19 protein-coding genes are annotated in these 22,070 nt (G+C 68.7%); 8 read left to right on the top strand and 11 right to left on the bottom strand.

What is annotated here, in order from left to right; genetic code table 11:
• Positions 1-20: 20 nt before the first annotated feature.
• A complete protein-coding gene (locus tag AC3ENO_RS09700) occupies positions 21-2,138 on the bottom strand; it encodes a DEAD/DEAH box helicase (RefSeq protein ID WP_434970425.1) in 2,118 nt (705 codons plus the stop codon).
• Positions 2,139-2,404: 266 nt separating this feature from the next.
• On the opposite strand from AC3ENO_RS09700, the gene AC3ENO_RS09695 reads away from it, so the two are divergent.
• Positions 2,405-3,325: an aldose 1-epimerase family protein gene (locus tag AC3ENO_RS09695; RefSeq protein ID WP_434970424.1), complete on the top strand. Its 921-nt coding sequence runs from the start codon at positions 2,405-2,407 to the stop codon at positions 3,323-3,325.
• Here AC3ENO_RS09695 and AC3ENO_RS09690 read toward each other — a convergent pair.
• The 3 genes from AC3ENO_RS09690 to AC3ENO_RS09680 form a co-directional block, all read right to left on the bottom strand.
• A complete protein-coding gene (locus AC3ENO_RS09690) occupies positions 3,313-6,999 on the bottom strand; it encodes an efflux RND transporter permease subunit (protein ID WP_434970423.1) in 3,687 nt (1,228 codons plus the stop codon). The genes AC3ENO_RS09695 and AC3ENO_RS09690 overlap by 13 nt on opposite strands.
• 102 nt (positions 7,000-7,101) lie before the next feature.
• Complete coding sequence (locus AC3ENO_RS09685) at positions 7,102-7,476, bottom strand: fluoride efflux transporter FluC (RefSeq protein ID WP_434970422.1); 375 nt, start codon at positions 7,474-7,476, stop codon at positions 7,102-7,104.
• Positions 7,473-7,874 carry a fluoride efflux transporter FluC gene (locus tag AC3ENO_RS09680; RefSeq protein WP_434970421.1) on the bottom strand — a complete coding sequence of 134 codons (402 nt, stop codon included), beginning with the start codon at positions 7,872-7,874 and terminating at the stop codon, positions 7,473-7,475. Before AC3ENO_RS09680 ends, AC3ENO_RS09685 begins: the two co-directional genes overlap by 4 nt.
• A gap of 175 nt (positions 7,875-8,049) precedes the next feature.
• Between AC3ENO_RS09680 and AC3ENO_RS09675 the strand changes: the two genes are divergently transcribed.
• Complete coding sequence (locus AC3ENO_RS09675) at positions 8,050-8,211, top strand: hypothetical protein (RefSeq protein ID WP_434970420.1); 162 nt, start codon at positions 8,050-8,052, stop codon at positions 8,209-8,211.
• A 58-nt stretch (positions 8,212-8,269) separates the two neighbouring features.
• Here AC3ENO_RS09675 and AC3ENO_RS09670 read toward each other — a convergent pair whose 3' ends face one another.
• Complete coding sequence (locus AC3ENO_RS09670; RefSeq protein ID WP_434970419.1) at positions 8,270-9,043, bottom strand: MerR family transcriptional regulator; 774 nt, start codon at positions 9,041-9,043, stop codon at positions 8,270-8,272.
• 134 nt (positions 9,044-9,177) lie between these two features.
• Between AC3ENO_RS09670 and AC3ENO_RS09665 the strand changes: the two genes are divergently transcribed.
• Together AC3ENO_RS09665 and AC3ENO_RS09660 are read left to right on the top strand one after the other, a co-directional pair.
• Entirely contained in the window at positions 9,178-10,029 is an 852-nt protein-coding gene (locus tag AC3ENO_RS09665) for a DUF4097 family beta strand repeat-containing protein (protein ID WP_434970418.1), read from the top strand.
• Positions 10,029-10,643 (top strand): PadR family transcriptional regulator, encoded by a 615-nt coding sequence (locus AC3ENO_RS09660; protein ID WP_434970417.1) that lies wholly within the window; start codon positions 10,029-10,031, stop codon positions 10,641-10,643. Before AC3ENO_RS09665 ends, AC3ENO_RS09660 begins: the two co-directional genes overlap by 1 nt.
• A gap of 51 nt (positions 10,644-10,694) precedes the next feature.
• Here AC3ENO_RS09660 and AC3ENO_RS09655 read toward each other — a convergent pair whose 3' ends face one another.
• Complete coding sequence (locus tag AC3ENO_RS09655; RefSeq protein ID WP_434970416.1) at positions 10,695-11,237, bottom strand: universal stress protein; 543 nt, start codon at positions 11,235-11,237, stop codon at positions 10,695-10,697.
• Between the two features lie 176 nt (positions 11,238-11,413).
• Between AC3ENO_RS09655 and AC3ENO_RS09650 the strand changes: the two genes are divergently transcribed.
• On the top strand, positions 11,414-11,599 hold the full coding sequence (locus tag AC3ENO_RS09650; protein WP_434970415.1) for a DUF3073 domain-containing protein: 186 nt from the start codon (positions 11,414-11,416) through the stop codon (positions 11,597-11,599).
• A gap of 28 nt (positions 11,600-11,627) precedes the next feature.
• On the opposite strand, the gene purF is transcribed toward AC3ENO_RS09650, so the two are convergent.
• The 5 genes from purF to AC3ENO_RS09625 all read right to left on the bottom strand — a co-directional run bounded on the left by purF (position 11,628) and on the right by AC3ENO_RS09625 (position 18,906).
• Positions 11,628-13,088, bottom strand: coding sequence for an amidophosphoribosyltransferase (gene purF, locus AC3ENO_RS09645; protein ID WP_434970414.1), 1,461 nt, complete (start codon positions 13,086-13,088; stop codon positions 11,628-11,630).
• Positions 13,089-13,094: 6 nt separating this feature from the next.
• On the bottom strand, positions 13,095-14,207 hold the full coding sequence (gene purM, locus AC3ENO_RS09640; protein ID WP_434970413.1) for a phosphoribosylformylglycinamidine cyclo-ligase: 1,113 nt from the start codon (positions 14,205-14,207) through the stop codon (positions 13,095-13,097).
• A gap of 23 nt (positions 14,208-14,230) precedes the next feature.
• Positions 14,231-14,635, bottom strand: a complete 405-nt coding sequence (locus AC3ENO_RS09635) for a hypothetical protein (protein WP_434970412.1) — start codon at positions 14,633-14,635, stop codon at positions 14,231-14,233.
• A gap of 25 nt (positions 14,636-14,660) precedes the next feature.
• The gene (locus AC3ENO_RS09630) at positions 14,661-14,981 is read right to left on the bottom strand and encodes a potassium transporter Trk (protein ID WP_434970411.1); all 321 of its coding nucleotides are present in this window, start codon (positions 14,979-14,981) and stop codon (positions 14,661-14,663) included.
• Positions 14,982-15,048: 67 nt separating this feature from the next.
• A complete protein-coding gene (locus tag AC3ENO_RS09625) occupies positions 15,049-18,906 on the bottom strand; it encodes an HtaA domain-containing protein (protein ID WP_434970410.1) in 3,858 nt (1,285 codons plus the stop codon).
• A gap of 149 nt (positions 18,907-19,055) precedes the next feature.
• Between AC3ENO_RS09625 and AC3ENO_RS09620 the strand changes: the two genes are divergently transcribed.
• The 3 genes from AC3ENO_RS09620 to AC3ENO_RS09610 are packed head-to-tail and all read left to right on the top strand — an operon-like array spanning position 19,056 to position 22,032.
• Complete coding sequence (locus AC3ENO_RS09620) at positions 19,056-20,189, top strand: heme/hemin ABC transporter substrate-binding protein (RefSeq protein WP_434970409.1); 1,134 nt, start codon at positions 19,056-19,058, stop codon at positions 20,187-20,189.
• Positions 20,186-21,259, top strand: a complete 1,074-nt coding sequence (locus tag AC3ENO_RS09615; RefSeq protein WP_434970408.1) for a FecCD family ABC transporter permease — start codon at positions 20,186-20,188, stop codon at positions 21,257-21,259. Before AC3ENO_RS09620 ends, AC3ENO_RS09615 begins: the two co-directional genes overlap by 4 nt.
• Positions 21,256-22,032, top strand: coding sequence for a heme ABC transporter ATP-binding protein (locus AC3ENO_RS09610; protein ID WP_434970407.1), 777 nt, complete (start codon positions 21,256-21,258; stop codon positions 22,030-22,032). The genes AC3ENO_RS09615 and AC3ENO_RS09610 overlap by 4 nt, the downstream gene beginning before the upstream one ends.
• Positions 22,033-22,070 lie beyond the last annotated feature (38 nt).

Raw genomic sequence — 22,070 nt, 5'->3', positions numbered from 1 at the left:
ACGCGTCGGTCCTTCGCGGTTCAGGCGTCGACGTCGGCGAGCTGGCGGCCCGCGATCTCCTCCAGCAGGTCATCGCCGATACGAGCATCCTCGAACGGCGCCTCGATCTCGGCCCGATCGAGCAGTTCCGTCATCCGGCGGCGACGCTGGCGTGTGATCAGCGTGACGACGCGACCCTCGCGCCCCGCGCGGCCGGTGCGGCCCGAGCGGTGCAGGTACGTCTTGTACTCGTCGGGCGCGTCGGCCTGCACCACCAGGTCGATGTCGTCGACATGGATGCCGCGCGCGGCCACATCTGTCGCCACGAGCACGCGCACCCGGCCCGAGGTGAGCTTCTCGAGGTTCCGCGAGCGCTTGGCCTGGTTCAGGTCTCCGTGCAGAGCGAGCGACGGGATGCCGGCATCGTCGAACTGCTCCGCGAGCATCTCCGCGTAGGCACGGGTCCGCGCGAACACGAGGGTCTTGCCTCCGCGGTCCACGAGCGAGGTGAGGATCTCGGCCTTGTCGCGGTGATCGATCACGAGAACGCGGTGCTCGATCGTGCTCGAATCCTGGTCCTCCCCGGCGACCTCGTAGACCGCGGGCTCCACGAGGAATTCGTCTACGAGCGCGGCGACCTCGCGGTCGAGCGTCGCCGAGAACAGCAGCTTCTGGCTGCCGTCCTGCGTCAGGCGCAGGATCCGCTGCACGGGCTCGAGGAAGCCGAGCTCGCACATGTGGTCGGCCTCGTCGAGGACGGCGATGCGCACCTCCGAGAGATCGAGCTTGCCCTGCTCGATGAGATCCTCGATGCGTCCGGGGGTGCCGACGATGATGTCGACGCCCTTCTTCAGGGCACCGACCTGCCTCGCCTGCGGGACACCGCCGTAGATCTGGGTCGTGAACAGGCCGACGCTGCGGGCGATCGGCTGAATGGTCCGGTCGATCTGCAGCGCGAGCTCGCGGGTCGGAGCGAGCACGAGCGCCTTCGGCGCGCGACCGAACTCGCGCCGGCTGCCGGCCTGGGACCGCAGGATGCTCTCCACGAGCGGGGCGCCGAACGCGATGGTCTTTCCCGAACCGGTCCGGCCGCGGGCGAGCAGGTCCCGACCCTCGAGGATCGGCGCAACGGTCGCCGCCTGGATGGGGAACGGCGTGGCCGCGCCGAGGTCCGCGAGAACGCGGACGATGTTCTCGCCGAGACCCAGGTCGCCGAAGCTCACTCCCTCGACGGCATCCGCCTGAACAGCGTCGGCCTGGAGGCGCTCGTGCACGACGTCGACACGCTCTTCGTGCGCTGCCGTGCGCGCCGGGGTGTCCCAGCCGGAACGGTTGGGCGCGTCATCGCGACGGGGACGGTCATCGCGACGGGGACGGTCATCGCGGCGGGGACGTTCGGAGAATCCACCGCGCCCCTCACGCCGATCGCCGTAGCCACCGCGGTCGGCGCGGGGACGGTCCTCCCGGACCGGTCGGTCGTCACGGCTCGAGCGACCCTCGTAACGGGGACGGTCATCGCGCGCCGGGCGCTCATCCCACCGCGGGCGGTCGTCGCGGGCGGGACGGTCATCGCGACGCGGCCCACCGTCATACCGCGGTCGATCATCGCGCGCCCCGCGGTCGTCGCGGCTCTCGTAGCGAGGGCGATCACTCCGAGCGGGACGGTCTTCGTAGCGAGGGCGATCACTCCGAGCGGGACGATCCTCATAACGGGGGCGATCACTCCGAGCGGGGCGATCCTCATAACGGGGGCGATCACTCCGAGCGGGGCGATCCTCGTAACGCGGGCGGTCATCGCGCTGCGGACGATCCTCCCAGCGACGGCGATCATCGCCCGCGGGACGCTCGCCGCGCGCGGGACGCCCCTCGTAGCGGGGCCGGTCATCGCGACGCGGACGGTCATCGCGCGAGTGGGTACGGATCGCGCGCGCCTCGTCGCGGCCGGCGCGCTCCTGCGCCGTCCAGCGGCGCTTGGGCTGGGCCGCGGCATCGGCGGTCTCGGGGCGGTAGCCGCGGTGGTTCGGGCTCTTGCTTCCCGGCTTTCCGGCTGACGACGCTCCGGGGCGACGCTTGCGATCCTGGAAGGCGGTCTTCTCGCCATAGCGCGGTTCGAAGTTCTTGGCTGCGCGGCCGCCGGCGGGCTTCTTGCTCTTGGGCATGGTGATCTTTCCTGGGTTCTCTCGCACGAGAACAGCAGTCGAGACGCGCTCGACAGGCCCGGACTCTCTTGGCCGGGGGCCATTCATGTGATGGTCATGTGCGCCGATCGGCGCTCACCATCGGCCCCTCAGAACTCACAAACCCACTCCGCCACAATCGGCGGCGTCCAGAGCCGACCGATCCAGCGTACAGGGTGAGCCTGGGAAACCCCCGCCCGGTGCGCCGAGCGCCCTAGCATGGGCTCGACGCCCGCCCAGGAGGACCCATGCCAGACATCCGTCACGATCCCACCGGAGAGCAGTTCCACCTCGCGAGCGCGGATGGCCGGGTCACCGCCCACCTCACGCAGGTCGGGGCGACCATCCGCGGTCTCACTGTCGATGGGATCGACCTCATCGCGCCGTACCCGCAGGGAATGCCGGCGCCCGCGGCATCCGGAACCGTGCTCGTCCCGTGGCCCAACCGCGTCCGGGACGGCAGGTGGAGCCACGGCGGCACCACCTACCAGCTGTGGATCACCGACCCCTCGGTCGGTGGCGCCTCGCACGGCCTCCTGCGGTTCATGCCCTACGCGGTTGCGCAGCGCGGTGAGGACCGACTGACGCTCGCTGCGACGGTGTTCCCGCAGAGCGGCTACCCGTTCCAGCTCGACACGACGGTCACGTACGCCCTGACCTCCGACGGCATCGAGGTGACCCACACGATCGAGAACGTCGGCACGGATGCGGCTCCCGCCGCCCTCGGCACCCACCCCTACTTCACGATCGGGGACGTGCCCACAGCCGACCTCGTGCTGACCTCGCCGGGGGCCAAGATGCTCGTGCTGGACGAGGCGCTGATCCCCGTCGACGAGGTGCCTGTCGACGCGGCATCCGACCTGCGCTCCGGCGCCCGCCTCGGTGACGTGTCGCTGAACACCTGCTACACCGACATCGCCCGCGACGCGGACGGGATCCTGCGCCACCGCCTGCGCGCGCCCGACGGCCGAACCGTGACCATCTGGCAGGGCAAGGACCTCGACTACGTCCAGGTGTACACAACGGACCGGTATCCGAACCGCGAACTCGCTGTCGCGATCGAGCCCATGAGCGCCGTGCCGGACGCCCTCAACTCCGGCCGCGGTCTGCGCTGGCTTGCACCCGGCGAGACCTGGACCGTCAGCTGGGGTATCTCCTACTCGGGCTGACGGCCGGTCTCATCCTGCGCGTCGGACCCGTCGCTTCCGGTCTCGTCCGGAGCGGTGCCGCCGTCCGGGGTCTCACCGGGCTCGATGTCCGCGCGCTCGATCTCGCCAGGCTCGGTCTCACCGGGCTCGATCTCGGCATGCCCGGCCTCACCACGCACAGTCTCGGCATGCTCAGTCTCGCCGGGCTCGATCTCACCGGGCTCGATCTCCGCGCGCTCGGCCTGCTCCGCGGAGTCCGCACCGGATGCGGCGTCTGCGGGTTCTCCGATCTCGGAACCCTCGGACTCCGGGGTCTCGGCCTCGGTCGACTCCGGGCTTGCCGATTCGGCCAGCTCCCGGGCGTCCGGTTCGGCGACGTCACCGGCCTGCGGCTCCGAACCGTCCCGCTCGACGCTCTCAGCGTCGTCGGTTGAGGACTGCACCGGGATCTGGCCGGTACGAACAGCTGCCTCCCGCTCACGGAGTTCGCGGCGCGTCAGCGGCACCTCGTCGGCGCCACCGGCGACAGTGCCGCCTCCCGCAGTGGCCCCCGCTGTCGCGACACCGACACCGGCGAGCACCAGCGCGCCTTCGGCATCCGTCTGCCCCGACCGCGCGGCGCGCTTGGCCTGACGACGCTCCTTCGCACCCTCCACGAGGTTGTAGAGCGTAGGCAGCACGAGCAGTGTGAGCACCGTCGACGAGATCAGGCCGCCGATCACGACGATCGCAAGCGGTTGCGAGATGAAGCCGCCGCTGCCGGTGATGCCGAGGCCCATGGGCGTGAGCGCGAGGATCGTCGCAAGGGCCGTCATGAGGATCGGGCGAAGTCGCCGTGTGCCGCCCGCGATCGTCGCGTCGTGCGCGCTCAGTCCCTTCTCGCGGTACTGGTTGACCAGGTCCACGAGCACGATCGCGTTGGTCACGACGATGCCGATGAGCATGAGCACACCGATCAGCGATGCGACACCGAGCGGGATGCCGGTGACGACCTGGAGCAGGATCGCGCCGGTGGCGGCGAAGGGCACCGAGATCAGCAGCAGCAACGGCTGGCGCAGCGACTTGAAGGTGGCCACCATCACGACGTAGACGATCAGGATCGCCGCCAGCAACGCCAGACCCAACTGGGTGAAGGCCTCTTCCTGATCCGTGGCGACGCCGCCCAGGCTCGCACGGGCCGCCGACGGCAGGTCTGCCTCATCGATCGCGTTCGTGACAGAGGCCGTCGCCTGCGTCAGATTGTCGGTCGACGGAGTGACCGTCACGGTCGCGGTTCGCGTTCCACGCTCCGTCGTGATCGAGGTCGGCCCCTGAGCTTCCTCGACAACGGCGACATCCGACAGCGGGACAGGTCCCTGCGCCGTGAAGACCTGCAGTTCGCGCAGCTCCTGGATCGTGGCGGGCGGGTCGGTCGCCGCGAGGTAGACGGTCAGCGACGTGTCATCGACTTCGACGCTGCCGATGCTCTGGGGCTGCATCGTGCTCGACACGAGGGCGCCGACGGCGACCTCCGACAGCCCGAGCGATGCGGCCTTGTCGCGGTCGACCTGCACCGAGATGAAGGGCAGGGATGCCGACAGATTGCTCGTGACCTGGCTGACGTCATCCAGGTCGCGGAGGCTGGCGACGACGGCATCCGTCGCCTCCTGCAGCGTCGATGCGTCGGGCGCCGTGACATCGACCTCGATATCGGTCGAGCCGAATCCGCCGTTGCCTCCGGAGACGGTGATCTCGCCGACGTCGGGGAGCGCGTCGACGGTGCGCTGCACCTCTTCGCGCAGCGCAACCTGGTCGACGCCTTCCTGCGTCGTGATCGAGTACGTGATCCCGCTGCCGCCGCCGGTGAACGCATCCCGCAGCGCATTGCCACTGGAGCCGATCGACACCTGCACGGTCTCGATTCCTTCGATCCCGATCAGTGCGTTCTCGACGGGCTCGGCGGCAGCCGATTCCGCCTCCAGGCTCGGCGCTGCGCCGATATCCTGCGTCATGGTGAACGTGTTCTGGCCCGAATCCCCGAGGAAGTTGGTCTTCATGAAGGGCGCTGCGGCAACGGTGCCCACGAGCACCAGCGCGGCAAGGCCCAACGTGACCCACGAGTGACGCAACGTCCACCGCAGAATCGGGGTGTAGCCGCGCTGCAGGCGGTCCAGCGGCGCTGCGGGATCCTCCGGATCGATCTCGGCGCCGGTGGCATCCCGCAGCGGCTTGCCGGGCTTGAGGAACCAGTAGGCGAGCACCGGCACGATCGTGAGGGCCACCAGGAGCGACGCCAGCAGGGCGATCGTCACCGTGAGTGCGAAGGGACGGAACAACTCTCCGGTCACATCGCCCACGAAGGCGATCGGCAGGAACACCGCGACCGTCGTGATGGTCGACGACGTGATGGCAGCGCCGACTTCCTTGACGGCGCGCACGATCGAGGTCATCTTGTCGGCCGTGCCGACGTAGTGGCGCCGGATGTTCTCGATCACGACGATCGAGTCGTCCACGACGCGCCCGATCGAGATCGTGATCGCGCCGAGCGTGAGGATGTTGAGCGAGTACCCGAACGCCTGCAGCCCGATGAACGTGATGAGCACGCTCGTCGGGATCGAGATCGCCGTCACGAGCGTTGCCCGCACCGAGAGCAGGAAGAGCAGGATGACGAGGACGGCGAAGAGCAGCCCGAATCCACCCTCGACGGCGAGGGTCTCGATCGACTGCTCGATGTAGGGCGCCTGGTCGAACACCACGGTGAGGGTGACGCCGTCGAGCTTCTCCTCGAGGTCGGGAAGGATGTCGAGCACAGCGTGCGAGACCTCGACCGTGTTGGCCGCCGGGAGCTTGGTGATCGCGATCGTGACGGCCGGTTCGCCGTTCACACGGGAGATCGTCGTCACGGGGTCCTGCCCCTGCTCCACGGTGGCGACGTCCGCGATCGTCACGGTTCCCGCCTGGAACTGCTCGGCATCCGTGGGCACGAGCGGGAGCGCGGCGACCGCGTCGACGGACGTGATCTTCGATCCCGTCTGGACGGTCAGGGTCTGCTCGTTCTCGGTGATCTCTCCGCCCGGGAAGAGCACGCCGTTCTGGTCAAGGGCGTCGCGGATCGCCTGCTGCGAGTAGCCCGCCGCAGCCAGGGCCGCCTGATCGGGGGTGATCGTGATGCGTTGGCCGGTGCCTCCGACGATCTGCGCGGCGTTGACGCCGTCGAGGTCTTCGATGTCGGGGATCGCGGTGGACTCGAGGGTCGCCTGGATGGTCTGCTCGTCCTCGAACCCGGTCACAGCGATCTGAATGACCGGGAAGTCGTCGATGCTCGCCGACAGGACGTTGGGCTCGACATTCTCGGGCAGCTGGCTCTTGATGCGGTTTATCGCCTGTGTGATCTTCTGCTCGGCGGTGCCGAGGTCGGTGCCATAGGCGAACGACGCCTGCACGATGGACGCGTTCGTCGTGCTGGTCGCTGTCGTCGACTCCAGCCCCGGCACGGCCTGGATCGCGGTCTCGATCGGCGTGGACACGTCGTTCGCGACGACCTCGGGCGATGCCCCGGGGTAGGTCGAGACCACGATGAGGGCCGGGAACTCGATCGAGGGGATCAGCTCCTGCTTCAGGCTGGTCAGCGCGAGGCTGCCGAACAGCGCGGCGACGATCGTGACCAGCGCGATGAGGGCGCGGTTCTTGAGGCTCAGGACGGCGAGTTTCGACACGGTGGCCTTTGCTGTGCTCGGTGCGGTCGGGACGCGACGATACGCGGGTGTATCGTCCCCATCTTCGCACGGTGATTCCGGGGGATATCCCGAAAGAACGGATCAGGAAGCGAGTGCGGGGAGTGCGCCGCCGAGCGCGACGCCGGCCGCCGCCGCGCCGAGCGCGAGCACGAACGTCCCGAGCGCGTTCATGATCGACATCCGGGTGCGCTTTTCCTCGGCCAGCAGAACCGACGTCACCGACACCGCACTGAAGGTCGTGAACCCGCCGAGCAGCCCCCCTCCGATCACCAGCTGCAGGCCGGGCCCGGCCGCAGACCCGGTCAGGATGCCGAGAGCGAAGGACCCGATGACGTTCACGATGAGCACTCCCCACGGTGGCTCCAGCCAGCGGGAGATGACCACGTCGGCGCTGTAGCGCAGTGCTGCGCCACCCCCGCCGGCGAGCACACCGAGTGCAAACAGCAGCGGGGTCATGCGGGGTGTCCCGAGGGATGCGTCGACCGGGGGCGAGTGATCCACAACCCCGCGACAGCTGCCGCGAGACCGGCGAGCACGGTCGCCGCCGCGAGCGGCAGCAGGGTCGGATCCAGAACGAGCACCGCGAAGCTGGAGTACGTGGTGAACCCGCCCATGGCACCCACTCCCCAGAACGTGCGCAGTCGGGCGGCACGGGCGGGGTCGGCGACGCGCTCCGCCCAGCCCGTCACGATTGCGAGCAGGAAGGAGCCCACGACGTTGATCAGAGGGATCGAGAGCCACTGCGTCGAGGGGTCTTCGATGAGAAGGATGGCAAGGCGCGCGGCCGAGCCGACCGCGCCGCCCGCGAACACGAGCCCGAGGTGCGCCCAGGAAAACGTCGGTCTGATCGCCACCGCCCCAGGCTAGCGCCGGGCCGGGCCACCCCGTCCGCGTTCGTCCATAGCGGGTTCAGCACCCGGAAACAAGCCCGTTGCCCGGGCGCTCACCCGGGTGCGATCGTCGCGGCGTGGCGGTCATGCGTGGCGTCCCGTCGCGTGTGCTCGCAGACATCCAACGAAAGGTGCCGACATGAACATCGCACTGCTGATCATCATCATCATCGCCGTCATCCTGGCAATCGTCGGCGGCCTCAACACCGCGTTGAACTGGCTGCTGTGGGTCGCTCTCATCGTCGGCGTGATTGCGCTCATCGCGTTCCTCTTCAGGGTCATCAGCGGCAGCCGAAGCTGACCGCACGAAGAACGGATGCCGCGTACCTCGGGGGAGGGCACGGCATCCGTTCTTGTGCTCAGAGCGTCGATTCGGCATAGATCGTGAGCGCGTCGCGCACGAACTCGGCACCAGCGGTTCCACCCGCCGGCGTGGCGTAGTTCGCCGCGAACCTCGGATCGGATGCGTACATCTGCGCAATCCCGAGCACGTAGGGCTTGAGCGCCTCGCCCCCGTCGTGCGCCGGGGTTCCGGGGATGGCTCGGAGCCACGCCACGTGGCGCTCGGCAAGCGCGTGCGCGTCAGCCGAACTCGGCGAGACGCCGGCGTGGGCGGCCGCGGCCCAGTCGGCCGCGAGCGCGGCGGACTCGCCCTTCCACGCGTTCCGCTGATCGGGATCGAGCCCGCGCCACCACTCGTCCGAGCGCGCGTACGCGGCCGCGCCCCAGCGCTGCTCGACCTCCTCCTTGTGGACGGTGTGGTCGAAACCGTCGAACATGTCATCGGTCATCGTCAATTCACCTCCTTCCCATGATGTGATCGTGGACTCGACAGCGGCGATCTGCCGGGCGAGTCGGTCCTGCTCCGAACGGAGCCACCCGATGTGGGCGCGCAATGCGGCCACGGGGTCCTGCTGCGCTTCGAGGACCTCGGCGATGTCACTCAAACCGAGCCCGAGGTCTCGCAGCAGCAGGATTCTCTGCAGTCGCACGAGCGCCTCCGCGCCGTAGTAGCGATAGCCGTTCGCTCCCGTGCGCGTCGGGCGCAGGATGCCGATGGCGTCGTAATGCCGCAACGCGCGGGTCGTTGTTCCCGATCGTCGCGCGACCTCGTGGATGCTCCATTCCGTCATGTGTCCCACGCTAGAAGTTGACGTTGCGTCAATGTCAACCCGGTCGTCGATGATACTTGCCAAACGCGATATAGCGCGTTATCGTGTATTCGCGTTATATCGCGTCTCGCAGGCCCTGAGAACGGAGCAAGACCATGACCCTCGAGAAGTGGCTCATCCACCCGGGAGAGACGCGCGTCATCGATGTCGACGACGTGCGTACCCTCAAGATCGGACTCGTCGGCGGTCAGGTCGATGTCATCGCGCACGACGAACCCGGGGTGCGCATCGAGGTCCACGGCGTCACCGTCAAGGACCTTCGGATCGAAGCGACCGGCGATGCACTCGAGATCGACCACCCCCAGTTGCGCTGGGACAACTTCCTCGAGGCCTTCCGCAACTTCGGCTCGGGGGGACCGAAGGCGGAGGTCAGCGTCGCGGTGCCACGATCTGTCGCGCTCACGCTGGGCGTCGTGAATGCCAGCGCCCTCGTCTCGGGACTCGAGTCCGGTGCGCGCCTGAACACCGTCTCCGGCGACATCATCGTCGACGGTCTCACCGGCGATCTCACCGTCAACGCCGTGTCGGGGGACGTGCAGATCCGCAATCTCACGGGCACGCTGTCGGCCAACAGCGTCTCGGGAGACGTCGCGGCAACCGGCAGCATCCGCAAGGCGACGATCGATACCGTCTCGGGCGACATGCTGGTCGACACGACCGGCAACGCCCACGCGATCAGTCTCAACACCGTCAGCGGCGGAGCGACCATCCGGCTGGATGAGGGGCTTCCCGCCAACTTCGTCGTGCGCAGCGTGAGCGGCCGTGTCCAGATCGATGGCGTCACCCGCTCGGGCAGCGGGGTCACCAATTACACGGGATCGACCGGTGAGCTCAGCGGCTCGTTCGTCGACGTCCGCACGAACTCGGTCGCGGGAGGTCTGACGGTGCTGCGCCGCTCCCCCACCGCGGCGTCGGCCGGCACATCCAGCGACGGAGAGGAGTTGTGATGGCACCCGTCTTCTCGCACGGCGACCTGCGCCTGTACCTGCTGTATCTGCTCGATGAGGGGCCGCGGCACGGCTACGACATCATGCAGGCCCTTTCGGACCGCACAGGCGGGACGTACACCCCGAGCGCCGGCACCGTCTACCCGCGGCTTGCCAAGCTCGAGGAGGAGGGCCTGGTGACCAAGACGGTCGACGGGCGCAAGACGATCTATGAGATCACGGATGCCGGCCGGGCCGAGGTGGCCTCCCGTTCCGGAGACCTCGAGAGCATCGAGGCGGGACTCGCCGATTCCGTGCGACTCATTGCGGACGAAGTGCGGGGGTCGGTGCGCGAGGCGATGAAGAGCCTGCGCGCGGACTTGGCCGCCGCGAGCCGCGCCGAGCGCGAGAGCCGGAACGAGCAGGTCCGCGACGTCACCGATGATCTGCGCTCGCTCTCACGCGAGCAGCTGCACCGCGCCGAGGTAGCGGTGACGGAGTTCCGCGCCCACGTCCGCGCAGACCTGCGCACGCACGTCGCCAAGGGCGGAACGCTCACGGCATCCGTCGTCGATGAGTTGACGGCCGGTCTCGACGAGGTCGCCCGCGCCATCACCCGTTCCCTCCGCGGCTGACAAACCGGCCCCGTCCAGCCGGGTGGCGTCACCGATGTCAGCGGACAGGGATCAGCTGACGGGCCAGAGCTCCTCGTCGTCGGGTGCCGGCTCGCCCAGAGGAACCACGAGAATCGGGCGCGCCTGGCGATGTGCCAGCCGCGCAGCCACCGATCCGGTGAAGAACTCGCGAATCGACTCGCCGATCCCGCGTTTGCGGGTGCCGACCACGAGCAGGCGCGCGTCGATCTGGTCCGCGAGGTGCTTGAGCGCCAGAGCGGGGTCACCGACGAGCTGATGGATGCGCCAGTCGACGTCCATACCCTCCAGCGCGTGCGCGACTGACGCGCGCACCAGATCGAGGTCGGTCTCACCGGGAGCGATGTTGACGTCGATGGGCGCCGAGTGCACGTAGCCATCCGGATCCTCGTACGTGACGAAGCGCGTGACGTCGACGTGTGCCACGACAAGGGGAGCCTTCATGATGGCGGCGAACTTCGCGGCTTCCTTCACGACCCGCGGATGCTGGTCGGGCACCACCCCGACGATCACGGCCCCGCGGACCGCCTCTACCTCCAGGGGCGCGGTCCTGAGCTCCGGCCGTTCATCCGCCATCTGCATTCCCTCCTCGACATGCGGAGCCGAGGGGCGCGCAGCCGCGGGTCCCTCGAGGGCTCCGTGATATTCTGAATGCTACTCTTCCCGGCGAAAGACCGGATTCGTGAATGCACGGGCTGCGGAGTGCGGAGACCCGCGCTTTAGCCCGCGGGTCAGAAATGAGGGGGTCTCGCATGGGGCGTGGCCGTCAAAAGGCGAAACACACCAAGATCGCCCGCGAACTCAAGTCGTACAGCCCGAGCGTCAACTACGCGGCGCTCGAGAAGGAACTGGGTCATCAGTCCGACGACGACCTGTACGTCGACAAGTGGGCCGACCAGTTCGACGACGAAGACGACGAACTCGACGAGACAGCCTGAGAGCGACTCGTCTCTTCGCCGACCCCGCTCAGGACTCCTGGCTGCTCTCGACCCAGTCGAGATACTCCTCCGTCACCGTGCCCGTGACGTAGCGACCGTCAAAGCAGCTCATGTCGAGGTCGTCGACGTCCGACCCCTCGAGGATCGCGGCCTTCAGATCTTCCACCTCCTGGTACACGACGTAGTCGGCTCCGAGTTCTTCCGCGATCTCGGGAATCGAGCGACCGTGCGCGACCAGCTCGTGCCGCGTCGGCATGTTGATCCCGTAGACGTGTGGGTAACGCACGGGCGGAGCCGCCGACGCGAACGTGACCGACGCGGCGCCGGCATCCCGAGCCATCTGGATGATCTGCTTCGACGTCGTCCCGCGCACGATCGAATCATCGATCAAGAGCACGTTCTTGCCCTTGAACTCGCTGGACATCGCGTTGAGCTTCTGCCGCACGCTGCGCTTGCGGGCTGACTGCCCCGGCATGATGAAGGTCCGGCCGACATAGCGGTTCTTGTAGAAGCCCTCGCGATACTCGATGCCGAGCTTTCGCGCGACCTGCATCGCGGCGGGCCGGGACGAGTCGGGGATGGGCATGACGACGTCGATCGCCCCCTCCGGCGTGTACTTGGCGATCGTGTCGGCAAGGCGGTCGCCCATGCGCAGCCGCGCCTCGTACACCGAGATCCCGTTCATGATCGAGTCCGGACGCGCGAGGTACACGTACTCGAACGAGCAGGGAACGAGCCGTGGGTCATCCGCGCACTGCTTGGTGTGCAGGTGGCCGTCGAGATCGACGAAGACCGCCTCCCCGGGCATGACATCACGGACGACCTCGAATTCGCCGTTCTCGAGCACGAGCGACTCGGAGGAGACCACCCACTCGTACGATCCGTCGGGAGCTTTCCGCGTGCCGAGGATCAAGGGACGGATGCCGAACGGGTCCCGGAAGGCGAGCAGGCCGTGGCCGGCGATGAGGGCGATGGCCGCGTAGGAGCCCTCCACGCGGGCGTGGACCCGGGATACCGCTTCGAAGATCTCGGCGGGCTCGAGGTCGAGTCCCGAGACCGTCGCCTGCAGCTCTCCGGCGAGGACGTTGACCAGCAGTTCGGTGTCAGAGCTCGTGTTCAGGTGCCGACGGTCCTTGTGGAAGAGCTCGTCGGTGAGTTCGCGGGTGTTCGTGAGGTTTCCGTTGTGCACCAGCACGATGCCGTACGGCGCGTTGACGTAGAACGGCTGCGCCTCTTCCTCACTGGAGGCCGTTCCCTTGGTCGCGTAACGGACGTGCCCGAGCCCGATCGTGCCCAGCAGTGACCGCATGTCGCGCGTGCGAAACGCCTCGCGGACCTGACCGCGCGCCTTGGTGATGTGGAAGACCCCGCTCGGTTCTGCGGTGGCGATTCCGGTCGAGTCCTGCCCGCGGTGCTGCAGCAGCAGAAGCGCGTCGTAGATCTCCTGGTTGACCGGGCCACGCCCGACCATGCCGACGATTCCGCACATGGGTGGTTACTGAGCTCCTTCGGCGAACGATCCGACCAAGCGCACGGCACCGCCGTCGACACCCTTCGCGCCCTCGACGTATGTCCCGCTCGGCCGCGGCCCGTCCGAGACGACACCGATCTGCCACGACGCGATCCCCTCGGCCCTCAGCGCGGATACCGCGTCCTCCGCCTGATCCGCCGCCACGACGGCGATGAAGCCGACGCCGAGGTTCCACGTCCCCTCGGTGTCCGCGAGGGCGATGCCGCCGCGGCTTGCGAGGACCTGGAAGACTGCGGGCGGAGTCCACGTCGCGCGGTCGACATCGACCCACGTGCCTGCCGGGAGCACGCGGGCGAGGTTCGCCGCGATCCCCCCGCCGGTCACGTGGCTGAGGGAATGGACCCCGCCTCCGGACTGCGCGATCAGGCGCAGCAGCGGGGCGGTGTACAGGCGGGTGGGCTCGAGAAGGACCTCACCCCAGGACGCGCCGCCGAACTCGGCCGCGGCGTCGGAGTACGACAGCCCGGATGCCGAGACGATGTGGCGCACGAGCGAGTAGCCGTTGGCGTGGAGTCCGCTCGACGCGAGCGCCAGGACGACGTCCCCGGACTCGACGCGATCGGCGCCGAGCACGGCATCCGCTTCGACGACACCGGTGGCTGCTCCCGCGACGTCGTAGTCATCGACACCGAGCAGGCCCGGGTGTTCGGCGGTCTCGCCGCCGACGAGGGCGGTTCCGGTCTCTTCGCAGCCGCGCGCGATACCCGCCACGATGTCGGCGATGCGCTCGGGGACGACCTTTCCGCAGGCGATGTAATCGGTCATGAAGAGCGGCCGCGCACCGACGACGACGATGTCATCGACCACCATGCCGACAAGGTCCTGGCCGATCGTGTCGTGTTTGTCGATCGCCTGGGCGATCGCGACCTTCGTTCCCACCCCGTCTGTGCTCGTCGCGAGCAACGGCCGCCGGTAGGCCCGGAGCGTAGAGGCGTCGAACAGGCCTGCGAAGCCACCGACTCCGCCGAGGACCTCGGGACCCTGCGTGCGACGAACGGCCGCCTTCATGAGTTCGACGGCGAGGTCGCCGGCTTCGGTGTCGACGCCCGCGGCAGCATAGGGATTGTGGGACTCCACCCGAACAGCCTACCGGCGCGTCCTCAGCTCTCGTCGCGCATCCAGGGCGGGAGCTGATCGGTCATGGGTCGGGAGAGGTCGTCGACGAAGGTGACCTCCTGCGCAGCGCGCGCGGCACGGATGCGACGCAGGTTCCGCCGTTCGACCGTCAGGATGATCCCCGCGCTGACGAGCAGGCAGATCGCCACGCACACCATCGCGTTCAGACCGAAGGCCCACACGATCCCCGCCTCACCGGATGAGGCGACACCCCGACCCGAGGTACTGCCGACGACGGTGAGCGCTGCCGCAATCAGTACCCCCGCGACGATGCCGGCGCCCAGAATCCGCCCGTAGCGGGGTGACCGGCGAACATGCACCGCCTGCACCTGGATGTCGATGACGTGTTCGTGTTCATCGGGTGAGGACGACGCGTGTCGGACTGCCATTGGACTGCCCCTCACCCTGTGCCGATCAGTCGCTCGTGATGATGCGTTCGTGGTCTACCCGGAGGGTGCGAGCGCGGCGCGCGTAGACCCGGTCCAGGATGAGTGCGACCGCGCCCCCGAGAGCGACTCCGGCCGAGACGAAGATCAGCAGCAGGAAGCCGAAGACCTGCATCTGCGAGTACACGAGGCCGGTGTTCGGACTCACCTGCGTCGTGCCGTCGAACGCGAACGTCAGAATCATCGCGACGATCATGCCGACCGCGCCGCCCAGCAGCAGGAACACGGCGTACTTGGGACTGCGCCGCACCGTCACCTGCTCGAGGCGCTGGTCACTCGTCGGGGACATGCCACCATTGTCGCACCCTCTCGCGCGGCGGGACTCGTCGGCGAGAGGGTGCGAGCGCGCTCACGCGTCAGTTGTCGTCGACGCCCGTTCCGGATGCCGCGCCGCCACGGCGACCGATCAGCACGCCTGCCACGACGATCACGGCGAGTAGCCCGACGCCTCCGGCGATCCATGGCCACACCGGCGCGGGGTCGCTCGTCGATGCCACGTCCTCTGCTGCCCCCTCGACTGCCGCGACAGGCTCGTCGGCCGCGGCCGGGGCCCCGGTGAGACAGTCCGCGGTGACCGGGATGATGGCCGAGATCGGGTCGAGCTCTTCGCCACGGGGATACGTGCCGAAGGCGGCGGCTCCGGCATCCGTGAGTGTCGCCGGCACCGCATCGAGCGTGATCGCACCGTCCACGACCTCGAGCGAAGGCACCGTGAACTCCGCAAACCGCACGCCCGGCTCGGCGACCGACGCGCCACCCTGGGTTTGCCCGGCAACGTCGAAGACGAGATACCCCGTCTCCCCGGCCAACTCAAGCCGCGCGTTCGACAGCGTCGTGTCGAGAGCACCGTCGTGCCCGGTGAAGCGGATGCTGCCACCGTATGTCACGAGCCCCGTCATCGTCTCGGGATCGATCGATCCGGTTCCGTCGGCCCACACGTAGTCGGGGTAGACGTACTCGACATCCGTCAGCTCCCAGCCGCCAGCCGCGATCCCCTCGACATAGACGCGGAACGACTCCTTGAAGCCCCACGAGAGCGTCGCACCGTCGACAGCGCACGTGCCGATCGCGGCAGCGCGGGTAAGCGTGAATACGACGCCGCGGTCAACCGAGCCCTGCAGCGTGAGCGTGTGCTCGCCGTCGGCGAGGCTCGCCGGCAGGGAGCCGGTCCATCGCACGACGCCCTGCTCATCGGCGGTGAGGTCTGTCGCGATCACCGTCGGTGTGGAATACACGACGAGGGCGATGTCGGTTTCATTCGGCTCGAATCCCGCGGCCTCGATCGTGAAGACACCGCCGGACTGGAGGGCGGCCAGGCTCTGCTCATCCAGATCGATGCCACTCGTGGCGGGAGGCGCCGACGGGATGCCGTTGGTCGTGGTGGTCGTGGTCGCCGACGCGGCAGCTACCGTGCCTGTGGCGCCGAGCGGCGCGGCGGCCGGCACACCGATCGTGAACGTCACGGGTGCGAGGGTGGTCGAGAAACCGCCGAGCACCTGCGAGATCCCGGCGGCGGTGAGCGTTGCCGGGGCGTTCGTGAAGGTCACAGCACCGTTCACGTCCGACCGCTGCGCCGCACCGAGGCCCAGCGTCGCGAACTGCACCTGGCGGCCACCGCTGGTGACATAGAGGGATGCGGAGCTCGGCGAGGTGATCCGCACCTGCGGGTTCGCAATCGTGACATCCAGAGCGCCCTGGTGCCCGAAGTACCGCACCGAGCCCCCGTAGGACACGGTCCCGGTTCCCGTGGCCGGCGAGAAGGTTGACACTTCAGCCTGGCCGAACCAGAAGGTCCCACCCGAGCGGGTTGCGCCGTTGCCGACCGAGATCGACCCCTTCGCAATGGTGCCCGTGACATAGCTGTTGAAGCTGGGCGAGATGGCCCACGACATCGATCCCCCTGCCACCGGCGCCACCGGCTCACGCGGAGTCGGTGTGGGCGTGGTCGGTGTGGGCGTCGGGGTGGGCGTCCCGCCACCGGGGAAGAGGATGCGCCAGTCTGCGTCGGTGAAGGCGATGTCGGCGCGAGCGTAGATCGTCTCGGCAGTGGGCATCGTGTGTCCCTGCCACACGATCACCTCGTACTGCGTGGTCGCGTCGAGCTTCGCGGTCGGCGCGACGATCGTCTTCTCGAACGCGCCGTCGACGATCGCGCCCGGGGTCATCCAGAACCCGAACTCGACGTACCCGCCCTCGCCGGTCACCTGAGACTCCGTGCCCTTCTCGATGATCGCCGCGTACGCCCCGGTGACGTCACCGAAACCAGACCCGATGATCGACACTGTCGCACCGTCTTCGGCATCCACCGACACCACCGACGTCTCGATAGTCGGCACGGGTTCGGGGGCCGCGATCGTGATCGGGACCTCGAGTTCCTGCGCGGAGTTGGTCACACCGCCGGCGGCGTAGGTGAAGACACCGTAGTGCCCGTCGTTCACGAGCGCGGACGGTTCGGTGACCGAGAGCTCGGCGGTGAACGATCCGTCGTCAGCGAGGTCGACCCACTGGGACCGGACGAGGTTCTGATAGTCCGACGGAACCTGGTTCAAGACGGACTCCGCGAGCGCCCACTTCTGGGAGCCGATCTTGCGCAGGCTGCTCGCTGCACCTGTGGAGGGCTGCCACTGCTCAGCGAAATGCCCGAACACGACGTAGGTGCCCTGCGGCAGGGTGTTGGGGATCGGTGCTCCGCGACCGCCGACGTTCGCCTGCGGGTCGAACCCGGTTCCTCGGACGATGAGTGTGTCACCGAGAGCGACCGGGGTGTCACCGACGGGCGTGACACCGTCGGCAAGGAACACGTCGATGGCGGGCGCGGGCGGGAACAGGGTGTTCCAGTGGGCGTTCGTGAAGGCGATGTCGGCGCGAGCGTAGATCGTGTCGGCAGTCGGCATCGTGTGTCCCTGCCACACGATCACCTCGTACTGCGTGGTCGCGTCGAGCTTCGCGGTCGGCGCGACGATCGTCTTCTCGAACGCCCCGTCGACGATCGCGCCCGGGGTCATCCAGTAGCCGAACGCGACGTAGCCACCGCCGGCGTTCACCTCGGATTCGGTGCCCTTCTCGATGATCGCCGCGTACGCCCCGGTCACGTCACCGAAACCAGACCCGACGACCGCGACCGCCGCGCCGTCCTCAGCATCCGCCGACACGACCGACGTCTCGATGGCGGGGTGCTCGAATGAGATCGGCGTGAACGTTTCGAACGGCGCGTACACGGCGCCGCCGCCCGCGTAGGTGTAGACGCCCCAGTTCCCCTCGAAGTCTTCGTTCTCGGAGACGTCGAGCGTCACCTCGAACGTGCCGTCCTCCGCGATCACGGCGGCACCGCGGGCGGGTCCGCCGATCGCTGCGACGCTGTCGGCGTGCACCCCCCAGCGAGCTGCAACCGTCTGGATCCGGGCCGCGGAGGACGCGCCAGCAGAGGGCCGCCACTGATCGGGGAAGGCCCCGACCACGATGTACGCACCGGTGAACACACCGCTCAGGGGCTGGCGGGTCCCCGACGTCGCCGGCGGCGAGGGCACGAAGCCCGATCCGCGCACGACGATCGTGTCACCCTCCGGGTTCAGTTCTGCAGTCTTCGAGACCGTGACCGCTGGCACAGGGGTCGCAGATGCGGTCTCGGTCGGCTCCGGACTCGCAGACTCCGTGGGGTCCGGGGTTGCGGTCTCGGTCGGCTCCGGACTTGCCGTCTCCGTGGGCTCGGTCGAAGGCGTTTCCGTCGGCTCCGGTGCGGGCTCGGCGACCGTTACCGCCGCGAACGTGTCCATCGTGCGGTTGGTAGCAGAGAGCGCATGAGCGGCGGATGTCGCAACGTGATACGCGACACCGGTTGCGAGCGACCCTGCCGGCACGGACAACGTGGTCGTGAACGCTCCGTCAGTGATCGCCGACGGCTCAACCCACGTCTGGACGATCCAGCCGGATCCCGCGAGCGGACCGCCACCCGACCAGACGGAGGTCGCACCGAACAGGACGTAGACGCCGTGGGCAGCGCCGTCTCCCACAAAGCCGGTACCCGTGACGGTGAGCGTATGAGCCGCCTCGGGATCGAGGTCCGTCGACGGGCTCACGGAGATGTGCGGACCACTGTCCGCCACCGCCGGCGAGGCGGTCACGGCTCCGGCAAGCACGAGAGCGAGCGCGATCAGTGCCGCGAGCGCGGCACGGATGCGGTGGGGCGGGGCGAGGTCGATCACACGGTCGGTCACAGGATTCTCCGGGTGGGCAGCGGCCTGGAGCTGCTGCAGGCATCGGTTTGAGGAGGTCGGTAAGTAAGGTTAGGGTTTCCTTACTACTTCACTCCGACGCTACGGGCACAGGCCTCATCCCGTCAACTTTTAGGCAAGCCTCACCTAACATGATTCTCTTTCGACGACGTGCACTCACCGCGCTGGTGGCTGCCGGAGTTCTCGCCGGCGCACTGACCGGCTGCAGTGCAGCACCCGGATCGCAGGTCGACCCCTCATGCCCGGATGCTGCCACGGCACTGTCCGCGCTGGAGCTCGTCGATGACGTGCGCGCGGCGACGGGCCCGTCGACTGCCTGCCTGGCCTCGAACGGGGTCGTCGCGGTGGCCGACACGACGGCGCCCGCGCTTCCGGTGACGGTCACCGACGCGGAGGGCACCGAGGTGACCATCACGGATGTGAGCCGCATCCTGCCTATCGACATCTCGGGCACCATCGCTGCCACGGTCTTCGCCTTGGGGCTGGGCGACAACGTCGTCGGCCGGGACTCGTCGACCGACCTCGCCGGCACCGAGGACCTTCCCGTCGTCACCAACGCCGGCCACACGCTCAATGCGGAAGCGATTCTCCAGCTCGCCCCGACCGTCGTGCTCACCGACACCAGCCTGGGCCCCAAGGAGGTTCGGCAGCAGCTTCGAGACGCCGGCATCGCCGTCGTCGTCGTTTCGGACGACCGACGCCTGGACACCACCGATGACCTCGTCGCCGAGATCGCCGCCGCCCTCGGAGTCCCCACCCGCGGTGCCGCTCTCATTCGGCAGGTGGATGGCGAGATCGACGCCGCGCGCGAGCAGATCGGGCAGGTCGCCCCGCCTGATGAGAACGAGAAGGCGCGGATGCTCTTCCTCTACGTGCGCGGCAACGCGAACATCTACTACATCTTCGGCGCGGACTCCGGGGCCGACTCGCTCATCGACGCGGTCGGCGGCATCGACGTGGCAAGCGAGATCGGGTGGCAGGGAATGAGGCCGATGACCGCCGAGGCACTGATCGCTGCGCAGCCGGACGTCATCGTCATGATGACCCTCGGTCTGGAATCGGTCGGCGGCGTCGACGGGCTGCTCGAGCGCATCCCCGCTCTCATGCAGACACCCGCCGGTCAGCACCGGCGCGTCATCGACATGGCCGATTCGCAGATCCTCTCGTTCGGTCCCCGCTCGCCCGAGATCATCCTGGCGCTCGCCCGGGCGCTCTACGCCCCGGACGGCGCCGCCGCGGGCGCCACCCCGGTGCCTGTGCCGTGAGCCAGGAGGTCGTCGTTCCGACGCCGGCCCGGTTCCGCGCGTCTCGCTTCGCGGTCGTGACCGCGCTGCTGGTCGTCGCGCTTGTCGCGACAGTGATCGTCTCGCTCGGCTCCGGCCAGTACCCGCTGTCACCGGCCGAGGTGGTCGGCATCCTGCTCCGCGCGGTCGGGATCGCGGGCGACGGGGCCCCGGATGCCGCACCCGCCGCGGGGGTCGTGCTCGAGATCCGTCTGCCCCGCATCGTGCTGGGCCTGCTGGTCGGATGGGCGCTGGCGGTCTCGGGCGTCCTGATGCAAGCGATCTTCGGGAATCCCCTGGCAGATGCCAGCGTCGTCGGGGTCTCGTCCGGCGCTGCGGTCGGGGCTGCCGCGAGCATCACCTTCGGTCTGGTGACGCTCGGCGCGTGGACGACTCCCCTGTTCGCGTTCGCGGGCGGTCTCATCGCCGTGTTCTCGGTGTACCTCATCAGCCGCTCGGGGGGCCGCACCGAGGTCGTGACGCTGCTGCTGACCGGCATCGCGATCAACGCGATCGCGGGCGCCGGGCTGGCGCTTCTCACCTTTGTCGGCACGACCTCCACCCGCGAACAGATCGTGTTCTGGCAGCTCGGCAGCCTGAACGGGGCCCTCTGGCAGAACATCGCCCTGGTCGCCCCGCTGGTCATCGCCGGCTCGATCGTCGCCCTCGCCGTCGCGCGCTCGCTCGACCTCTTCGCGCTGGGCGAGCGCACGGCCCGTCACCTGGGAGTGCGTGTGGAGGCGCTGCGGGTCGTCGTGATCGTCACGGTCGCCCTCCTGGTGTGCGCGGCCGTCGCGTTCGCCGGGATCATCGCGTTCGTGGGTCTTGTCATCCCCCATCTGCTGCGGATGGCGATCGGCCCCGCGCACCTGCCGCTCGTGATCACGAGCGCACTCGGCGGTGCGCTGCTGATCGAAGTCGCCGACCTCGTCGCCCGCACCGCGGTGCCGCTTGCCGACCTGCCGATCGGTATGCTCACCTCGCTCATCGGGGGGCCCTTCTTCCTGTGGCTGCTGCTGCGAGCGCGCCGGAGCGCCGGAGGGTGGGCATGAGTGCGCGACTGGTCGCGCGGAGCGTCACGGTACAGCCGGATGCCGCCGTCTCGCCGATCCTGGAGGACGCCGGCCTCGAACTGCGCTCGGGAGAGGTCCACGCGCTCGTCGGACCCAATGGCGCCGGCAAGTCGACACTGTTCGGAGTGCTTTCGGGGGACATCGTTCCCGCATCCGGATCGGTCGAGCTCGACGGAAGGCCCGTCGGCGCGATTCCCGCCAAGGATCTGGCACGACAGCGGGCGGTTCTCCTGCAGCAGAACGACGTCGCCTTCGCCTTCACCGTCGAACAGGTAGTGCGGATGGGGCGCGCTCCGTGGGCGCGCACACCGCGAGAAGACGCTGACGACGACCTCGTCGATGCGGCACTCGCTGCGACCGACATGTCCGCTCTGCGCCACCGCGCCGTGCGCTCGCTCTCGGGCGGTGAGCGCGCGCGCGTCGCTCTGGCGCGCGTGCTGGCACAGGATGTCGGCATCCTGCTGCTGGACGAGCCCACGGCCGCCCTCGACCTGCGCCATCAGGAGGACGTCCTGCGGATCGCCCGCGAGCGCGCGGACGCGGGAGCGACCGTGGCGCTCGTCCTGCACGATCTGAACGCCGCATTGGCCTACGGGGATCGCGCCACCCTGCTCTCCCGGGGCCGGGTGGTCGCCACAGGGACTCCCGCGGAGGTCGTGACCGCGGAACGGATCGGGGAGGTCTACGGCCAGGCCGTCGACATCCTGACCCACCCCGTCACCGGGATCGGCGTGGTCGTGCCGCGGCGGTGAGCGGGCGCAGCGGGTCAGGCCGGCCCGGGGTGGGTCCG

This window comes from Microbacterium sp. bgisy207, from assembly GCF_057706855.1.
Note: the sequence above shows the minus strand (reverse complement) of the source record. Positions and strands in the feature narration are given on the sequence as shown.